This is a genomic window from Xenorhabdus griffiniae, from assembly GCF_001028135.1.
Lineage (GTDB): Bacteria > Pseudomonadota > Gammaproteobacteria > Enterobacterales > Enterobacteriaceae > Xenorhabdus > Xenorhabdus bakwenae.
This window is the reverse complement of the sequence record NZ_LDNM01000012.1, coordinates 73044-87006: the sequence shown is the minus strand read 5'-3', so window position 1 is coordinate 87006 and position 13963 is coordinate 73044. Positions and strand designations below refer to the sequence as shown.

General features: G+C 45.7%; 9 protein-coding genes and 1 pseudogene. 4 read left to right on the top strand and 6 right to left on the bottom strand.

Annotated elements, in window-relative coordinates; genetic code table 11:
• Positions 1-214 precede the first annotated feature (214 nt).
• Positions 215-2353: a TonB-dependent receptor gene (locus AAY47_RS04010; protein WP_072059736.1), complete on the top strand. Its 2139-nt coding sequence runs from the start codon at positions 215-217 to the stop codon at positions 2351-2353.
• 138 nt (positions 2354-2491) lie between these two features.
• Here the strand turns inward: AAY47_RS04010 and AAY47_RS04005 are convergent, their stop codons facing one another.
• The 6 genes from AAY47_RS04005 to AAY47_RS03980 form a co-directional block, all read right to left on the bottom strand.
• Positions 2492-2833: a cupin domain-containing protein gene (locus AAY47_RS04005; RefSeq protein WP_053014200.1), complete on the bottom strand. Its 342-nt coding sequence runs from the start codon at positions 2831-2833 to the stop codon at positions 2492-2494.
• Between the two features lie 124 nt (positions 2834-2957).
• On the bottom strand, positions 2958-3704 hold the full coding sequence (gene dhbA / locus AAY47_RS04000; protein ID WP_047767110.1) for a 2,3-dihydro-2,3-dihydroxybenzoate dehydrogenase: 747 nt from the start codon (positions 3702-3704) through the stop codon (positions 2958-2960).
• Entirely contained in the window at positions 3701-4585 is an 885-nt protein-coding gene (locus AAY47_RS03995; protein WP_047767109.1) for an isochorismatase family protein, read from the bottom strand. Before AAY47_RS03995 ends, dhbA begins: the two co-directional genes overlap by 4 nt.
• An 11-nt stretch (positions 4586-4596) precedes the next feature.
• Positions 4597-6219 carry a (2,3-dihydroxybenzoyl)adenylate synthase gene (locus AAY47_RS03990; RefSeq protein WP_047767107.1) on the bottom strand — a complete coding sequence of 541 codons (1623 nt, stop codon included), beginning with the start codon at positions 6217-6219 and terminating at the stop codon, positions 4597-4599.
• Complete coding sequence (locus AAY47_RS03985) at positions 6213-7280, bottom strand: isochorismate synthase (protein WP_327213534.1); 1068 nt, start codon at positions 7278-7280, stop codon at positions 6213-6215. The genes AAY47_RS03990 and AAY47_RS03985 overlap by 7 nt, the downstream gene beginning before the upstream one ends.
• 107 nt (positions 7281-7387) lie before the next feature.
• Positions 7388-7888, bottom strand: a complete 501-nt coding sequence (locus tag AAY47_RS03980; protein WP_152669756.1) for a hypothetical protein — start codon at positions 7886-7888, stop codon at positions 7388-7390.
• Between the two features lie 296 nt (positions 7889-8184).
• Between AAY47_RS03980 and AAY47_RS22590 the strand changes: the two are divergent.
• The 3 genes and pseudogenes from AAY47_RS22590 to AAY47_RS03970 all read left to right on the top strand — a co-directional run.
• Positions 8185-8271, top strand: a pseudogene (locus AAY47_RS22590) (IS1 family transposase); the annotation flags it as partial.
• 342 nt (positions 8272-8613) lie between these two features.
• On the top strand, positions 8614-10248 hold the full coding sequence (locus AAY47_RS03975; RefSeq protein ID WP_047767101.1) for a cyclic peptide export ABC transporter: 1635 nt from the start codon (positions 8614-8616) through the stop codon (positions 10246-10248).
• Between the two features lie 447 nt (positions 10249-10695).
• Positions 10696-13935, top strand: coding sequence for a non-ribosomal peptide synthetase (locus tag AAY47_RS03970; protein ID WP_047767093.1), 3240 nt, complete (start codon positions 10696-10698; stop codon positions 13933-13935).
• The last annotated feature ends 28 nt before the right edge of the window (positions 13936-13963 follow it).

Here is a 13963-nt window from a genome sequence, read left to right as displayed (position 1 = left end):
GATTTTCTCGTTTTATCAAACTGAACAGTCATTTATTACAATGCATTAATACGAGCCAATATCCATTAAATGCCACATAGGAGGACTAATGCTGCCTGCAGAATGTGCGTTACAGTGGCTGCCGTATTTGAATTGACAAAAATATACAATTGACAAATGAGAAGGTTAACATAATATTGTCATCTTGCGAACATTAATGATAATGATAATGATAATGAGAATTATATCTATAAAAATAACTCCGCCTATTCGTGTAAATGGGTGGAATCTGCTTTTTTCACGCAAAAAAGTGTTACTTAGCAGTGCGATTTTGTTTTCTTTATCGTCCCTGGGGGGTCAAGCTGCCGCTTTGGCTCAAACAGAGAAAAACAAAACGGGGAGTGATGACGCCGATGTCATCACGGTAACAGGTGAAAAAACAGAAAGAACTCTGCAGAGAACGTCAAGTTCAGTCACAGTTATTTCCGGGCAACAGATACAGAATAAACCTGAGGCGACAACCATCGTTGATATTTTGCAGGGTATACCTAATGTGCTTTATACCAGCAATACAAGTGCACCGAGTATTCGTGGTATTGAGACAAATGGGCCTCTCGTAGGAGGAAATACCTTTCTTTCTAAACCCATACCACGAGCGACCATCAGTGTTGATGGGCGGTATCTCAGCTCCGCAGAATTTAGTTTGGGGAGAGGATCTGTTTGGGACGTAAATTCAGTAGAAGTATTCCGTGGCCCACAAACGACGACACAGGGCGCGAATAGTATCGCCGGTGCAGTTATTATCAAGACTAACGATCCCACCTTTACCCCCGAATTCGATGGGCAGATTTTATACGGAAGCCACCAAAAGAAACGGGCTTCTTTTACTGTCAATGGCCCATTGACAGATGATCTCGCAGTACGCCTCGCCATGGATTACAGCGGTAGAAATACGTTCATTAAATATACCAATCCCGGTTTCGTCGATTCTGATATGAACAAAGATTTCGAAAATCTGGATGTCCGTGTTAAGGCACTTTGGCAACCGCTGGATAGCCCTTGGTTGGCCAAACTGACTTACTCCCATATGACAGCAAAAAATCCTGACAGTGAGTCGGCGTCATTGCCCTACAGTGATTTGAAAAACTCGACGCTAAGCACCAACAGGGCTAAGACCAGCAGTGATGTCGGTATTTTAGATCTTCAATATACGTTTGAAAACGATATGGTGTTCTCCAACCAGCTCCAATATTCGGCCTCGCAGTATCGTTACACTTTCACGAAGAGGGCTCTAGGTATCGCAAATCGTGATTCTAACAATGTTTCCAACGAAATACGTTTGAACTTCGGTGATGAATATTCAACCTGGAGTGGAGTGACAGGGCTCTATTACTCGCGGGACAAGGCTTCAAATGTGCTTGATAATCTGCTGGGCAAGGCAGACGCCGATCTGACGAATACCAGTGTCGGTCTTTTCTCAGAGACGACCAGGCGTTTTGCGGAAAAATGGGTTCTGACCGGTGGCTTGCGTTACCAATATGACCAGGTCAAGCATGAAGGGGTCACCAGCTATGTGCCTGGCGTCTATCATGAATATAGTAAAGGGTTCCATGCTATTCTGCCGAAAGTTTCTCTCGCCTATGACGTTACTGATGATATAACCGTCGGTACTCTGATAAGCAAAGGCTATGCACCGGGTGGTACAGGTGTGAATTTCTCTGGGCATTCCTATTACACCTTCGCGCCGGAAAAGGCTTGGAATTACGAGTTGTTTGCGCGTGGTAAAGCACTCAATAACCGCTTGCTGGTAACCGGTAATATCTTTTATACCGATTATAAGGGGTTCCAGAGTTCTGTACAGGATTACATGAAAGACAGAACTAACGGTTCTATCCTTGTCAATGCCGACAAGGCGGTAACCTACGGACTTGAGCTGGGGGCAGATTATCGGGCACTAGACAATCTTCGCCTACGCGGTGGGCTTGGATTGCTTCATACTGAAATCAAAAAATTCGCCGATTATCGAGGCAACTTGTTTGAAGGAAAACAATTCGCTAAAGCGCCCGGCTACATGTTTAACGTCGGTGCTGACTGGAACATCACGGAAAAAGTTCGTCTAAGTAGCGATCTTCGTTACGTGGATCGTTACTTCTCAAATGACCAGAACGATCCCGAATTGCGAGTCAGTGCCTATTTAGTTTCCAATCTCCGTTTATCCTATAATCCGACCAAAAATCTGGAACTGTTTGCTTACGGAAATAACGTCTTTGACAGACGTGTGCCGACAAATAAATACCAGGATAGTACGGGGGGGCCTTCAGGATATATGCTGGAGCCGCGTGAAGTGGGTATCGGTGTGAAAGTACGCTTCTAAAAAATCAGCATTGACCGCACCGACTTGTAGGTGGTAGAAGCAAGGGGGAGCCAATTAGCCGCTCCCCCTTTTTTCCATCTTAAATCACGCGTGGCACTTATTATCTGACTTCACGACCTGACAATGTTTATTAATAATTTATTGGCCTGAATTCGCGACTACATAGGGTTCTATTAATAGCAACTTGGTTAATTCTTTGGATGAAGGCTTACTTTCTTCCCCTTTAGGTACCACAAAAAACTCACCTTGCTTTATTATTACGTGATCATTTTTAAAATCTATACGAAGTTCACCTTCAATAACCATAAATACCTTGTCTTCATCTTCATGTGTGTGCCACATAAAATCACCGTCAGCGAGCAAGATGATTATCTTATATTCATTTGTTTCAGCTATCACCTTCGGTGACCAGATTTCTTCTATTAAATCAAATTCTTGTTTTAAATTATTAACTTTTCTCAATGCGGTAATATGGCTCATGTTATATCCCTTTCCTTTAACTCGTTTTTGGTTTAGGTTTTTAATACTTACCCATTCCCTATAATTATAGTCTTTCCGTTCTTTATAGTGGCATACAGGTAAACAGATTTAAACATTCGGATTATCAAGCACCGAGTGTAGCGCCCCCATCAATGACAATATCTTGCAACGTTATATGGCTTGCTTGGTCGGAGGCCAAAAACAAAATGACGTTGGCTATTTCGTCGGGCTGGGCGATTTTCCCAAGTGGAATGCCGAGTTTAAATTGTTCAGTCAAGCCGTTGATCAGACGCTGATATGCTATATCATCATCGTTGAGCATTCCCTTCAGCATTGGAGTCAGTGTGGAACCAGGTGAAACAATGTTACATCGCACCCCAAAAGGTGCCAGTTCCAATCCCACACTCAGGCACAGACTACGCATCGCAGCTTTAGAAGCGCAATAAACTGCCATATTAACGCGCGGCACGTGAGCTGCGTTGGAGGCTATTGAAACGATATTGCCGCTGCGCTGACGCTGAAAGTGTGGAATGAGGATTTTAAACAGATTAAATACTGCGCCTGCATTAACGTTGATTGAGCTTTCCCAGTCTTCACGGCTTAACGTTTCTGCAGAGCCGAGACGCAGAATTCCCGCACCGTTAACCAGCACATCCAGCCCATTTTCCTTCAGCAATGGAGGGCAGATTTTTTGCACCGCATGAGCATCGCTGACATCCAGAATGAGCGTCTCAAACGGCATTGAATCAGAAAATTTCAGATCGAATCCAAAAACCCTGGCTCCTGCCTCGTGAAAACGGAGAGCTGTTCGGAAGCCGATACCATTTCCAGCTCCTGTTACCCAGACAGTTTTTCCCTTGAACTCGTTCATTTCTCTTCCAAATCGCCGTTCAGCAGCGCAAGCCAGTTTTGCAACGTTGGTTGTTTCATCAGCGTGATAAAATCAATTTCGCATCCTTCCTGGCGGCACTTTGAGACAAAGGACATTGTGCGTAACGAGTCTAAGCCGTAATCAAGCAGGTTTTCGTCATCATCAATGTCATGTGCATCTTCGTCCAGCGCGGGTTGCAGTATGGCAAGCAGACGTTCACGATCCCATCTACGTTCTACTGCGGGAGGAATAAGTGCCGACAACGCCATAGAGGTACTCAACACGCGTCCGGAACGACCCGCAGTATAGCGAAGCGCCATCATATGCTCTTCCCGGCTGAAATCCGCCAGCGCATCGCTTATCATAAAAGCCTGTATATCGCGCATAAAGGCATCAGTGGCAGTGGTTAGGCAACCGATATGGGCGTACACGCCACAGATCATAAGCTGGTCGCGCTTACATTCTTGCAGATAGGTTTCCAAGTCAGAGCGCTGAAACGCACTGTAGCGCCACTTCACCAACACAGTGTCCTTCGGTTCGGGGGACAATGCTGCTACGATTTTTTGCTGTTCTGGATAGCGGTTCAAGCCAGGTCCCCACATATCATTCAGTAGCGCTCGATCAACGTCATTTTGTTGGTTAGGCTGAGCTGTGTAAAACACGGGAATACCGAGCTCATGGCAACGCGTGCGCAGAGTAACTATGTTGTCGATAACCTGCTGAATCATCTTATTCTTTTCTCCCCAGAAGTTGAGGAAATATTCCTGCATATCATGAATTAGCAGAGCGGTGCGCTGTGGCTCCAACCTCCACTCGACTTTATTTACAGGTAAGACGGTTTCATCGGGCAGGATATAGTCCTGAAGTTTAGGAATGCTCATGGCATATTTTCTCAATTTTCTAAGGTGGCGCTGGCAAGTGCACGTAACGCCTGTTTGTTGATTTTTCCTACCGGCGTGAGCGGTAACTCCGGTAGACTTTCAAAACGATCGGGGATTTTGTAGTCAGCAATACCTTGCTCGCGTAGCCAGCGACGCAGCACGGCTGGTTTCACGGATCCGCGTTCACGTGTTACCACAAAGGCGCAGGTTTTCTCGCCCATTAGACAATCATTAATAGCGACCAGTGCGGCGTACACCACCGCTGGGTGGCGCAGCAACAGGTGTTCAACCTCTTCAGCGGCAATTTTTTCGCCGCCACGATTTATTTGATCCTTTTCACGTCCAACGACTTTCAGATATCCATCGGGAAACTGAATAACCACGTCGCCAGAACAATAAAACCCGTTACTGTCGAACACCGTCTGGTTATGTTCTGGGCTTCGGTAATAACCTCGAAAGGTGTATGGGCCTCGAGTCATCAGCAATCCAGCCTCTCCGTGCGGTACTGGAAGGCCTTCCCGGTTTGCAACCCATACCTCATCATCCTCACTGATGGGGCATCCTTGAGTTGTGAAGGTATGCGCATCGTCATCGTCTAGTCGGGTGTAGTTCACCAGACCTTCTGCCATACCAAATACTTGTTGGAGTTGGCAGCCCAGCTCTTTTGGAATGCGTCTGGCCAGCGTTTCTCCCAGAGGAGCACCGCCGACCTGCATCACTTTCAGACTGGAGAGTTCGTTGGCGTGTCCTCTGATATTGGTATATTCCAGCCAGATGCTGACTGCAGGTGGCACCAGAGCGACGATATTGATCTGATGACGGGCGATGACCGGAAAACATCCATCCGGACTAGGATCGGGGACAAGGATGACCTGACCACCCGCATAAAATACGCCCAGTGCGCCCGGTGAACTCATAGGATAGTTGTGTGCGGCTGGCAGTGCGCAGAGATATCGGGTTTTGCCGCTGATGTCGCAGATCGGATTGCTGGCGCGGATACTGTAATAGTAGTCGTTGTGAGTGCGAGGAATCAGCTTGGGAGTGCCAGTGCTGCCGCCGGAAAGCTGGAAAAATGCGACCTCATCCGCTGGCGTCGGCGTGGGCGTGAAGTCTCCCGGCTCTTCCGAGATCAGGCATGAAAGCGAACGGTTCGAATCTGAATCCTCATGGTGAAGCACCACTATTTTCAATTCCGGACACTTGGCTACCAGAAGATCAATAAAAGTATCATCATGAAACTGGCGATGCTGGCGATCGGCAATGAGTATCTCTGGCGTAATCTGGTGCGCATACGCAGTTAATTCACTGCTCTGGTGGCTATAAAGCGCATTAACGGGTGCAACGCCCAGGCGCAACAAGGCAAAAAAGACGATATAAAACTCAGCCTCGTTGCCAAGCTGTACTAATGCGGTTTGTCCCCGACGCACGCCGCGTCGGTACAGGGAAGCAGCGAGTCGGTTTACTGCTTCATTAAGCTCCCGATAGCTCCAGCACCGCTCCCCGCAGAATAGTGCCACAGCATCGTTCTCGCAGTGAATATCGAGAATCTCGCTCAGCGGGCGATCAATCCAGTACCCCTTCTGGCGATAACGTTCAGCCATATCCTGAGACCAGCGACTAAATTCAATCATAATGTCTGCTCCTGTTGCGTTGCAAAACCAAGTGCACTCAGCATGGTGTTAAATTTGGTACGGGTTTCCAACCATTCGTTTTCCGGAACAGAGTCCGGAACAATGCCGGCGCCAGCGAATAACTCAATCTGATGAGGCCGAACGTTACCGCAGCGGATCGCCACAACCCATTCCCCGTCTCCGCGGGCGTCACACCAGCCGACAATACCGCCAAACCAGCCGCGATCGAATGGCTCCAGCTCACCGATCAGGTTGCGGGATGAAGTATAAGGAGAGCCACATAATGCGGGCGTGGGATGAAGTAGACAGGCAAGAGATAACGCATTATCGCGATCATCGGACAATATACCCTGAATCTCAGTAGCGAGATGCCAGAGCGTAGGCGTACTGAGCAACGAGGGCTCTGTTGGGATCGTCAGAGACCGGCAGAGATCCGTCAATTGGTGACGGATAGCCTCTGTGACCACCAAATGCTCATGGCGATCCTTTCCAGAGTTCAACAGCTTTTCCCTGGTATTTCTGTCACTAGAGTCATCGTCGCCTCGCCGCGCTGAGCCGGCAAGAGGGCAGGAGCGCAGGACATTGCCCTCTTTACGTAGCAGCAGTTCAGGGCTAGCACCAATCAGAGTGCCATCCGCCAGCGGTAAGTGAAAGTTGTAGCTCTCCGGATTCTGTCTGTTGAGCTGTAGCCATAAGCTCAAAGCGCTAAGCGGGGAGATACTTTCAATCTGTAACAAGCGCGACAGCACTACTTTATTCAGTGCACCGACGCGCAGTGGATTCAAAGCGTTCTCCACCATGCTGCAAAACACATCATGATCTGGAATGTAGTGAGCCTGGCCCTCTACTTGTACCGGAGAATCGGAGAGATTAAAGGCGTGACGATCGAGCCAGTAGTAGGTCTGCGGAATAAACAGCGAACAGGGTTGACGTTTGTCAAACGGAATAGCTCCCACTACAATGGGGTTTTCTACTCCGGCCTGTTGAGCCTGACGCAGCAACTGTTGCACTTTCTTCTGAAACTCGCTCTCGACATGATGTCCGGATGCAGCAGGATGTGTCAAGGTGGCGAAGCATCCCCGAGCGAGCAGGCTTTTGTGGGGCGACAGAAAGATAAAGTCATCCTCTTGCAACGTTAGTGAAAGAAGATCATTGGTAATACCAGACAAAATCAAGTTCCTCTTGTTGGTGTAGGTGCCCGCTTTTCCCCCCTCCCTGAAAGGAGAAAAATACCGACGGCAACATGAGAGCGAGCCGCCAGCGGTGCCGGATACCAGGTGTTATTAGCGATAACTGGCCGTGGAGGACATGCTGCAGTCATAGCAGTAGAAGCGCGTTTCTTTTCCACAGCAGGAGGCGACATGGTGAGGTTATTGACGTTAAACTGCACGGATGCACCTTTCAGATCGGAAATATTTTTTCTTAGTTTATTGCTTATCATGTAGCAAAAGCGGTGGCTTACGACTTCATCGTTGTGGTTAGATGAATCTAGATAATTAGTGAAGACACTTTTGGTGTAATTTAATGCGTTGGATATGAAAATCGTTTTTTTGCTATCCATCTGGTAACGAGTAACCACGGAGATTATCTGCCGTGGTTTGAGAAGTAGAATCGCCGTTTTGGTGCCTGATACGAGACTTTTCGCTACAATCCTTTCCATTGCCATTTTCATTGCTACTATCCTTTCCATTGGTAGCGTTACGCTTTTCAGCCTCGTGGCTGCACTCCTTATGGTCTCTTCCCCATCGCTGGCTGCTTACAGGCGGTGCCGGAAATCCAATTTGACAAAACGTTCATCAGGAGAGGTATGAGCGTCTGAGAAGGAAATCGCCATTACAATATTTTAAATGTAAATGATTATCAATTTAATTTGCATTATTAATTAATGCCATTTTCTTGTAAAAGTTCCGGTCACATATCCAACCCGTTGATGATTGTGCATGATCGCTCTTTTTTCAGAGAGATTAAATGGCGACGGTTGAAATAAAATGTTGATTTTGTCAGCAAACTGAATTCGTCAAAAAACACGGTAAAGGCGATGCAGGGCATCAACGTTCAGCTCATCGGGAAAAAGTTCACGCACCGGATTGAATACACGACCAAATAATCCATCTATATAATCACGTATAGTTACCATTCACATTAAGAATAATATTTATCACGATGATATTTATTAATATCGCCATATTATAAATCACACTTGCAGTTTTATAAGAAAAAAATAACTATAGTGGATTGAGTAAGCAGATATACTCGATAAACTTCAAGTTGAAATCCGCAAAACGACGCGAGGCCTTATATTTCCCCGCTGCGCGGGGAAATATAACATGCATCTTGAAGTTGGATTGGTATAGATGAATTTTCATATTAATTATAACCTTCGACAATGGCTTTTTTATGACTCTAATAGCTTATTTATATCGTCAATCTTGGGTATTACTGTTGGTATCGACAATAAGCGCATTAATTAGTGGGTTTGCCGGTGCTTCGATAGTCGGGATGATCAGTCAAGGCGTCACAGAAGAGATTAACCTGATTACATTTCTTTGGAGCTTTTTTGGCATCTGTTTTATTTTTTTTATTACTAAAACCGTGTCAGAAATTACATTATCTCACTTAGCCCAGTCCACGGTTTTTTCATTACGCCTAAGTTTAAGTAATAAAATTTTGCGGGCACCACTCAAAAAACTGCATAAACTTGGGCCGCACGGTTTATTGGCGGTTTTAACCAAAGATGTCGATGTTTTTGTACATTCCTTTATGTTGGCCCCCTCCGTTTTTGGTAATATCACCCTAATCATCGCCTGTTTTAGTTATTTGGCCTGGATGTCCTGGCAACTGTTTCTCATTTTAGCGGCACTCAGCCTTATCGGAATGTATGTGTTTTATCTGTGGGAAAAATATCCATTACAATTAATGACAGATATGCGTGATCAAATAGATAAAATATACCTTAATTTCCAAAGCCTGATTGATGGTAGTAAAGAGCTGCAACTCAATAAACAAAAAGGTCATCTTTTCATTAGCAAAGTGATTGCGCCTGCCGCCAAAGTATTCCAGGAGATCTGTGTTAAAGCGAATTCCAGCTATGCCTGGGTGCTTAATGCCAGTTCTGTTACATTTTATGCCATGATTGGTATTATTATTTTTGTTGTCCCGATTTGGCTTCCCCAGGAACCAGCAACATTGGTGACTGTATCGCTGCTTGTTCTTTTCTTATCAGGCCCAATCAGTGAAGTTATTGGAGCAATTCCAGAGCTGAGAGAAGCGGAAGTTTCATTGAATAAAATGCGGCGTCTTGACAGCCAACTGGATGAAGCCCTGGCGGTACACATTGAAGGCACGAATCCATTTAGCAGGCAACAAGCCATCGAGATTGAACTGAAAGAGGTTGTCCACCATTACACAACGGATAAAGAAGATCGCCAGTTTGCACTCGGTCCATTAAGTTTGAAAATATCGCAAGGCGAAATTGTTTTTATCGTCGGTGGGAATGGCAGTGGGAAAACAACGCTCGCCATGTTGCTTGTTGGCCTGTTTGAGCAAGAATCCGGTACTATCTCATTAAATGGTGTGCAAGTAACATCAGCGAATAATGAACATTATCGCCAGCATTTTGCTGCCGTTTTTTCTGATTACCATCTGTTTGAGCAGTTACTCAACAGCGATGCGAATGTCACCGAAAAAGCAACACATTATATTGCAGCATTAAACATGGCACACAAAGTTAAAATCGTTGATGGCGAATTTTCCACCACAAATCTTTCCGCAGGTCAACGGAAACGACTGGCTTTAGTTTCAGCTTATCTGGAAGATCGTCCTATTTATCTGTTTGATGAGTGGGCAGCCGATCAGGACCCTGTATTTAAACGCTTATTCTATACTGAACTTCTGCCAGAATTAAAAGCCAGAGGTAAAACTGTCCTGGTTATTAGTCATGATGATGCTTACTTTAATATAGCTGACCGCATTATTAAATTAGAGGATGGTCATATTAAAGAAGTTGATCATAAGGACCATGACATTCAATAAAATGAAATAAAGCTTATTGCAAAGAGCCTGATAAAACAGGCTCTTATTTCACTTTATACCCCCAAAAAAGCTTGAGCAACAAAGTGAACAAAAAAATCACCAATGGCAATAAAATTTATCACATAATACCTATACTCGATAAACTTCAAGTTGTAATCCGCAAGACGACGCGAGGCCTTATATTGAAGTTGGATTGGTATCTAATAAAATTAGACACATTAGAAAAAAACTATTAGAAATGTGCAATAGGATTATTTAATGTGAAATTATCTAATTTTGTAATAAACATAATCTTCTCAGCGACAAGAAGAGATTAAATAAAGATAAGACTGTTCTTTTTTATTAGAATGGTCAGCTCTTTTTATTGTGTAAACCCAAGTGTGATTTCTTGTTTTATCAGTTCTCATGTTTTTATTTTTAATGTACCCATAAAAAGGGAGCTATAGAATGAATTACCCTGAAAAATTGAAATCATTCCCTTTATCAGAAGCTCAACGCAGCCGCTGGTTTCAATATCAAATTGCCCCGGATAAACGCGGTCAAAATAATAGTGCATTTTGCGCTCACATTAAAGGATTAACGGCTACGTGTTTAGAAGAAGCTCTCAATAAACTGGTACAAAGACACCCGATGCTGCGGGCAAGTTTCGGACTATACCCCGGCGAATTAGGTTATTGCATCGCAGACAGCGCTAACATCACACTGACAGTACATGATGCTCAATATCTTAGCGAAGAAACGCTTAAACAGCGTGTTCAGGAGGATTGCTGGCATAGGTTTGATCTCACCGATCCGCTGCGGGTTTATGCCAGCTGGTACCAATGCAATCCACAAGAAAGCGTCATGGTCTTGACCTTTGATCATCTGACCGTTGATGGCTGGTCTTATTGGATACTGTTAGATGAACTTGATGTTCTGCTTTCTGCAACCCCCCTGGAACCCGCACCAGAAAAGAGTTTCCACGATTATGTGGAATGGCAACAACAATGGCTGAAAAGTGCCAGCGCCAAAAAACAACAACAATTCTGGCAAAACACCCTGGCAGGCGATTTAGCCGTATTGCAATGGCCACCGAAAAACAGCACCTTGCCCGCCACAGGAAAAATATCGTTAAAGAAAATCATTAACAAGTCACTGACGCGTAAGCTGCAAGCATTGGCACTAAAATATGATAACAGCCTGTTTGCTGTTTTTCTGGCTGCCTACCAAATTCTTCTGAGCCGTTATACCGAAGTCGATGATGTCATTATCGGTTCTATTTTGCCGGGAAGAGGCCGTGCTCGTTGGGGAAAATTAGTCGGTGAATTTATCAATCCGGTGGCTTTACGCTGCCAGATAAACGGTGATATGACCGTACAGGAACATATCACTCAAGCGACGAAGACCATTCGGCAGGGGATTGAAAACCAGAAATATCCGTTTTCCAGGATACTGGAACAACTGAAACTGCAACGCAATGCAGACGTTCACCCCGTATTCCAGACGGTCATGATATTCCAGAAAGCCAGATATACGGGTGATCTCACCACCCTCTGGATGGCGGAAGATGACAATGTCACGGTACAGTGGGGAAATGCAGAGTTGCGGCCCTTCCCCTATCCTCTCTATGCCGATGTCCCCGTTCCATTGATGATAAATGTCTTAGAAGCCGGTGATCATATCGGCTATACCTTTTATTATGACACTGCAATATTTGATGCCGCATTCATCTCCCAGCTTATGCAGAACCTCTTGACTCTGCTGGAAGCGATGGTAGACGACGAACAACAGACAATTGATCGTTTACCATTGATGGATGAACAGGCACGTCAGCAACTCCTTCATAATTTTAACAATACGGATAATCCCTTCCCGCAACACGCCTTAATCCATCAATTTGTTGAGCAACAAGCCGCACGCAACCCAACTGCCATTGCACTGCTGTACGGGAATACGCAACTCAGTTATATGGAATTGAATCAGCGGGCTAACCAGCTAGCTCACGCTCTTGTCGCTGCGGGAATTCATCCAGATGATCGCGTCGCCGTTTGCATGGTACGTAGTTTGGATATGGTCATTAGTTTGCTGGGGATTTTGAAAGCGGGGGCGGCTTATGTGCCCCTCGATCCGGAATATCCCACAGACAGGCTCGCTTATATCCTGTCAGACAGCGAACCTGTGGTTCTGCTGACCCATCATGGCTTGCAAGAACAATTGCCCGTGACCGAAATGCCGGTCTGGTTTTTAGATAATCCCACCGTTCAGGCCAATCTTGCCCGTCAGGATGATGATAACCTGGAAGCCTCTTATTTAGGGCTGACATCGCGTCATCTGGCCTATGTCCTCTATACCTCTGGCTCAACCGGACTCCCCAAAGGCGTGATGAATGAGCACCGCAGTGTGGTTAACCGTTTGCTCTGGGCGCAGGATACTTATCAATTAACCCCGCGAGATCGCGTTTTACAAAAAACGCCGTTCAGTTTTGATGTTTCTGTTTGGGAATTCTTCCTTCCCCTGATGGTTGGGGGTCAAGTAGTGATGGCTCGCCCCGGCGGTCACAAAGAACCGCACTATTTATTGGAAGAGATAGAAAAACGTCAAATCACGACGATCCACTTTGTGCCTTCCATGCTGCAAAGTTTTCTTCATGATATTCCGGCCGGACGCTGCCTTTCCCTGCGCCAGATTTTATGCAGTGGGGAAGCACTGCCTTATGCCTTGCAACAACACTGTCTGTCCCACTTGCCTCACAGCGAACTGCATAATTTATATGGTCCCACGGAGGCAGCCATTGATGTCACGGCCTGGCAATGTGTTCCGGATCGCTATATCGGGCAGGTGCCGATTGGGTATCCTATTGCCAATATCCGAATCTATATTCTCGATCCCCACGGAGAAGTCGTTCCAATAGGGATGGCGGGGGAAATTTATATCGGTGGAGTGGGTGTTGCCCGTGGTTATTTGAACCTGCCTGAATTGACCGCTGAACGTTTTATTAACGACCCATTCAATGCCGGACCTGATGCTCGTCTGTATAAAACCGGCGATCTGGGACGTTGGCTACCGGATGGCAGTATCGCCTATCTGGGACGCAATGATTTTCAAGTCAAAATTCGCGGATTGCGTATTGAGCTGGGGGAAATTGAAACCTGCCTGACCCAGTGTGCAGGCATTCGTGAAGCGGTGGTTGTTGCCCGTGAAAATGGAACCCACGACAAGCGGCTGGTTGCCTATTTGATCCCAAATCAGGATAGCAAACCGGGCATTTCTCAACTGCGTGAGCAACTAAGCCGCACTCTCGCCGATTATATGATACCGACTGCCTTTGTGGTGATGGAGGCGTTTCCTCTCTCTGCAAATGGCAAACTCGATCGCAAGGCCCTGCCTGCTCCCGATCATGCGGCCATGTCAAGTCGTGAATATGCGGCTCCAGAAGGCGAAACGGAAGAGCAGTTGGCCGTCATTTGGCAAGTGTTATTGGGACTGGATCGGATAAGCCGCTATGACAACTTCTTTGAATTGGGCGGACATTCCCTGCTAGTACTACAGCTACAGTCGCAAATAAAACAAACATTTGATGTTGAATTATCTATTCATCAACTGTTTTCCCACCCAACCCTCTGTCAACTTGAAGAATGCATTATCGACTCTCTATTAGGGCAATTTGATTCAGAATCCCTACAAGATATTTATAAATCAATGAATTAGATTTTAATTTACTTTGTTTTAAGTGGTG

Coding starts and splice junctions, on each gene's coding strand:
- AAY47_RS04005 (WP_053014200.1), bottom strand. CDS start 2,833: ATGAGCCATATTACCGCATTGAGAAAAGTTAATAATTTAAAACAAGAA.
- AAY47_RS03975 (WP_047767101.1), top strand. CDS start 8,614: ATGACTCTAATAGCTTATTTATATCGTCAATCTTGGGTATTACTGTTG.
- dhbA (WP_047767110.1), bottom strand. CDS start 3,704: ATGAACGAGTTCAAGGGAAAAACTGTCTGGGTAACAGGAGCTGGAAAT.
- AAY47_RS04010 (WP_072059736.1), top strand. CDS start 215: ATGAGAATTATATCTATAAAAATAACTCCGCCTATTCGTGTAAATGGG.
- AAY47_RS03970 (WP_047767093.1), top strand. CDS start 10,696: ATGAATTACCCTGAAAAATTGAAATCATTCCCTTTATCAGAAGCTCAA.
- AAY47_RS03980 (WP_152669756.1), bottom strand. CDS start 7,888: ATGAAAATGGCAATGGAAAGGATTGTAGCGAAAAGTCTCGTATCAGGC.
- AAY47_RS03995 (WP_047767109.1), bottom strand. CDS start 4,585: ATGAGCATTCCTAAACTTCAGGACTATATCCTGCCCGATGAAACCGTC.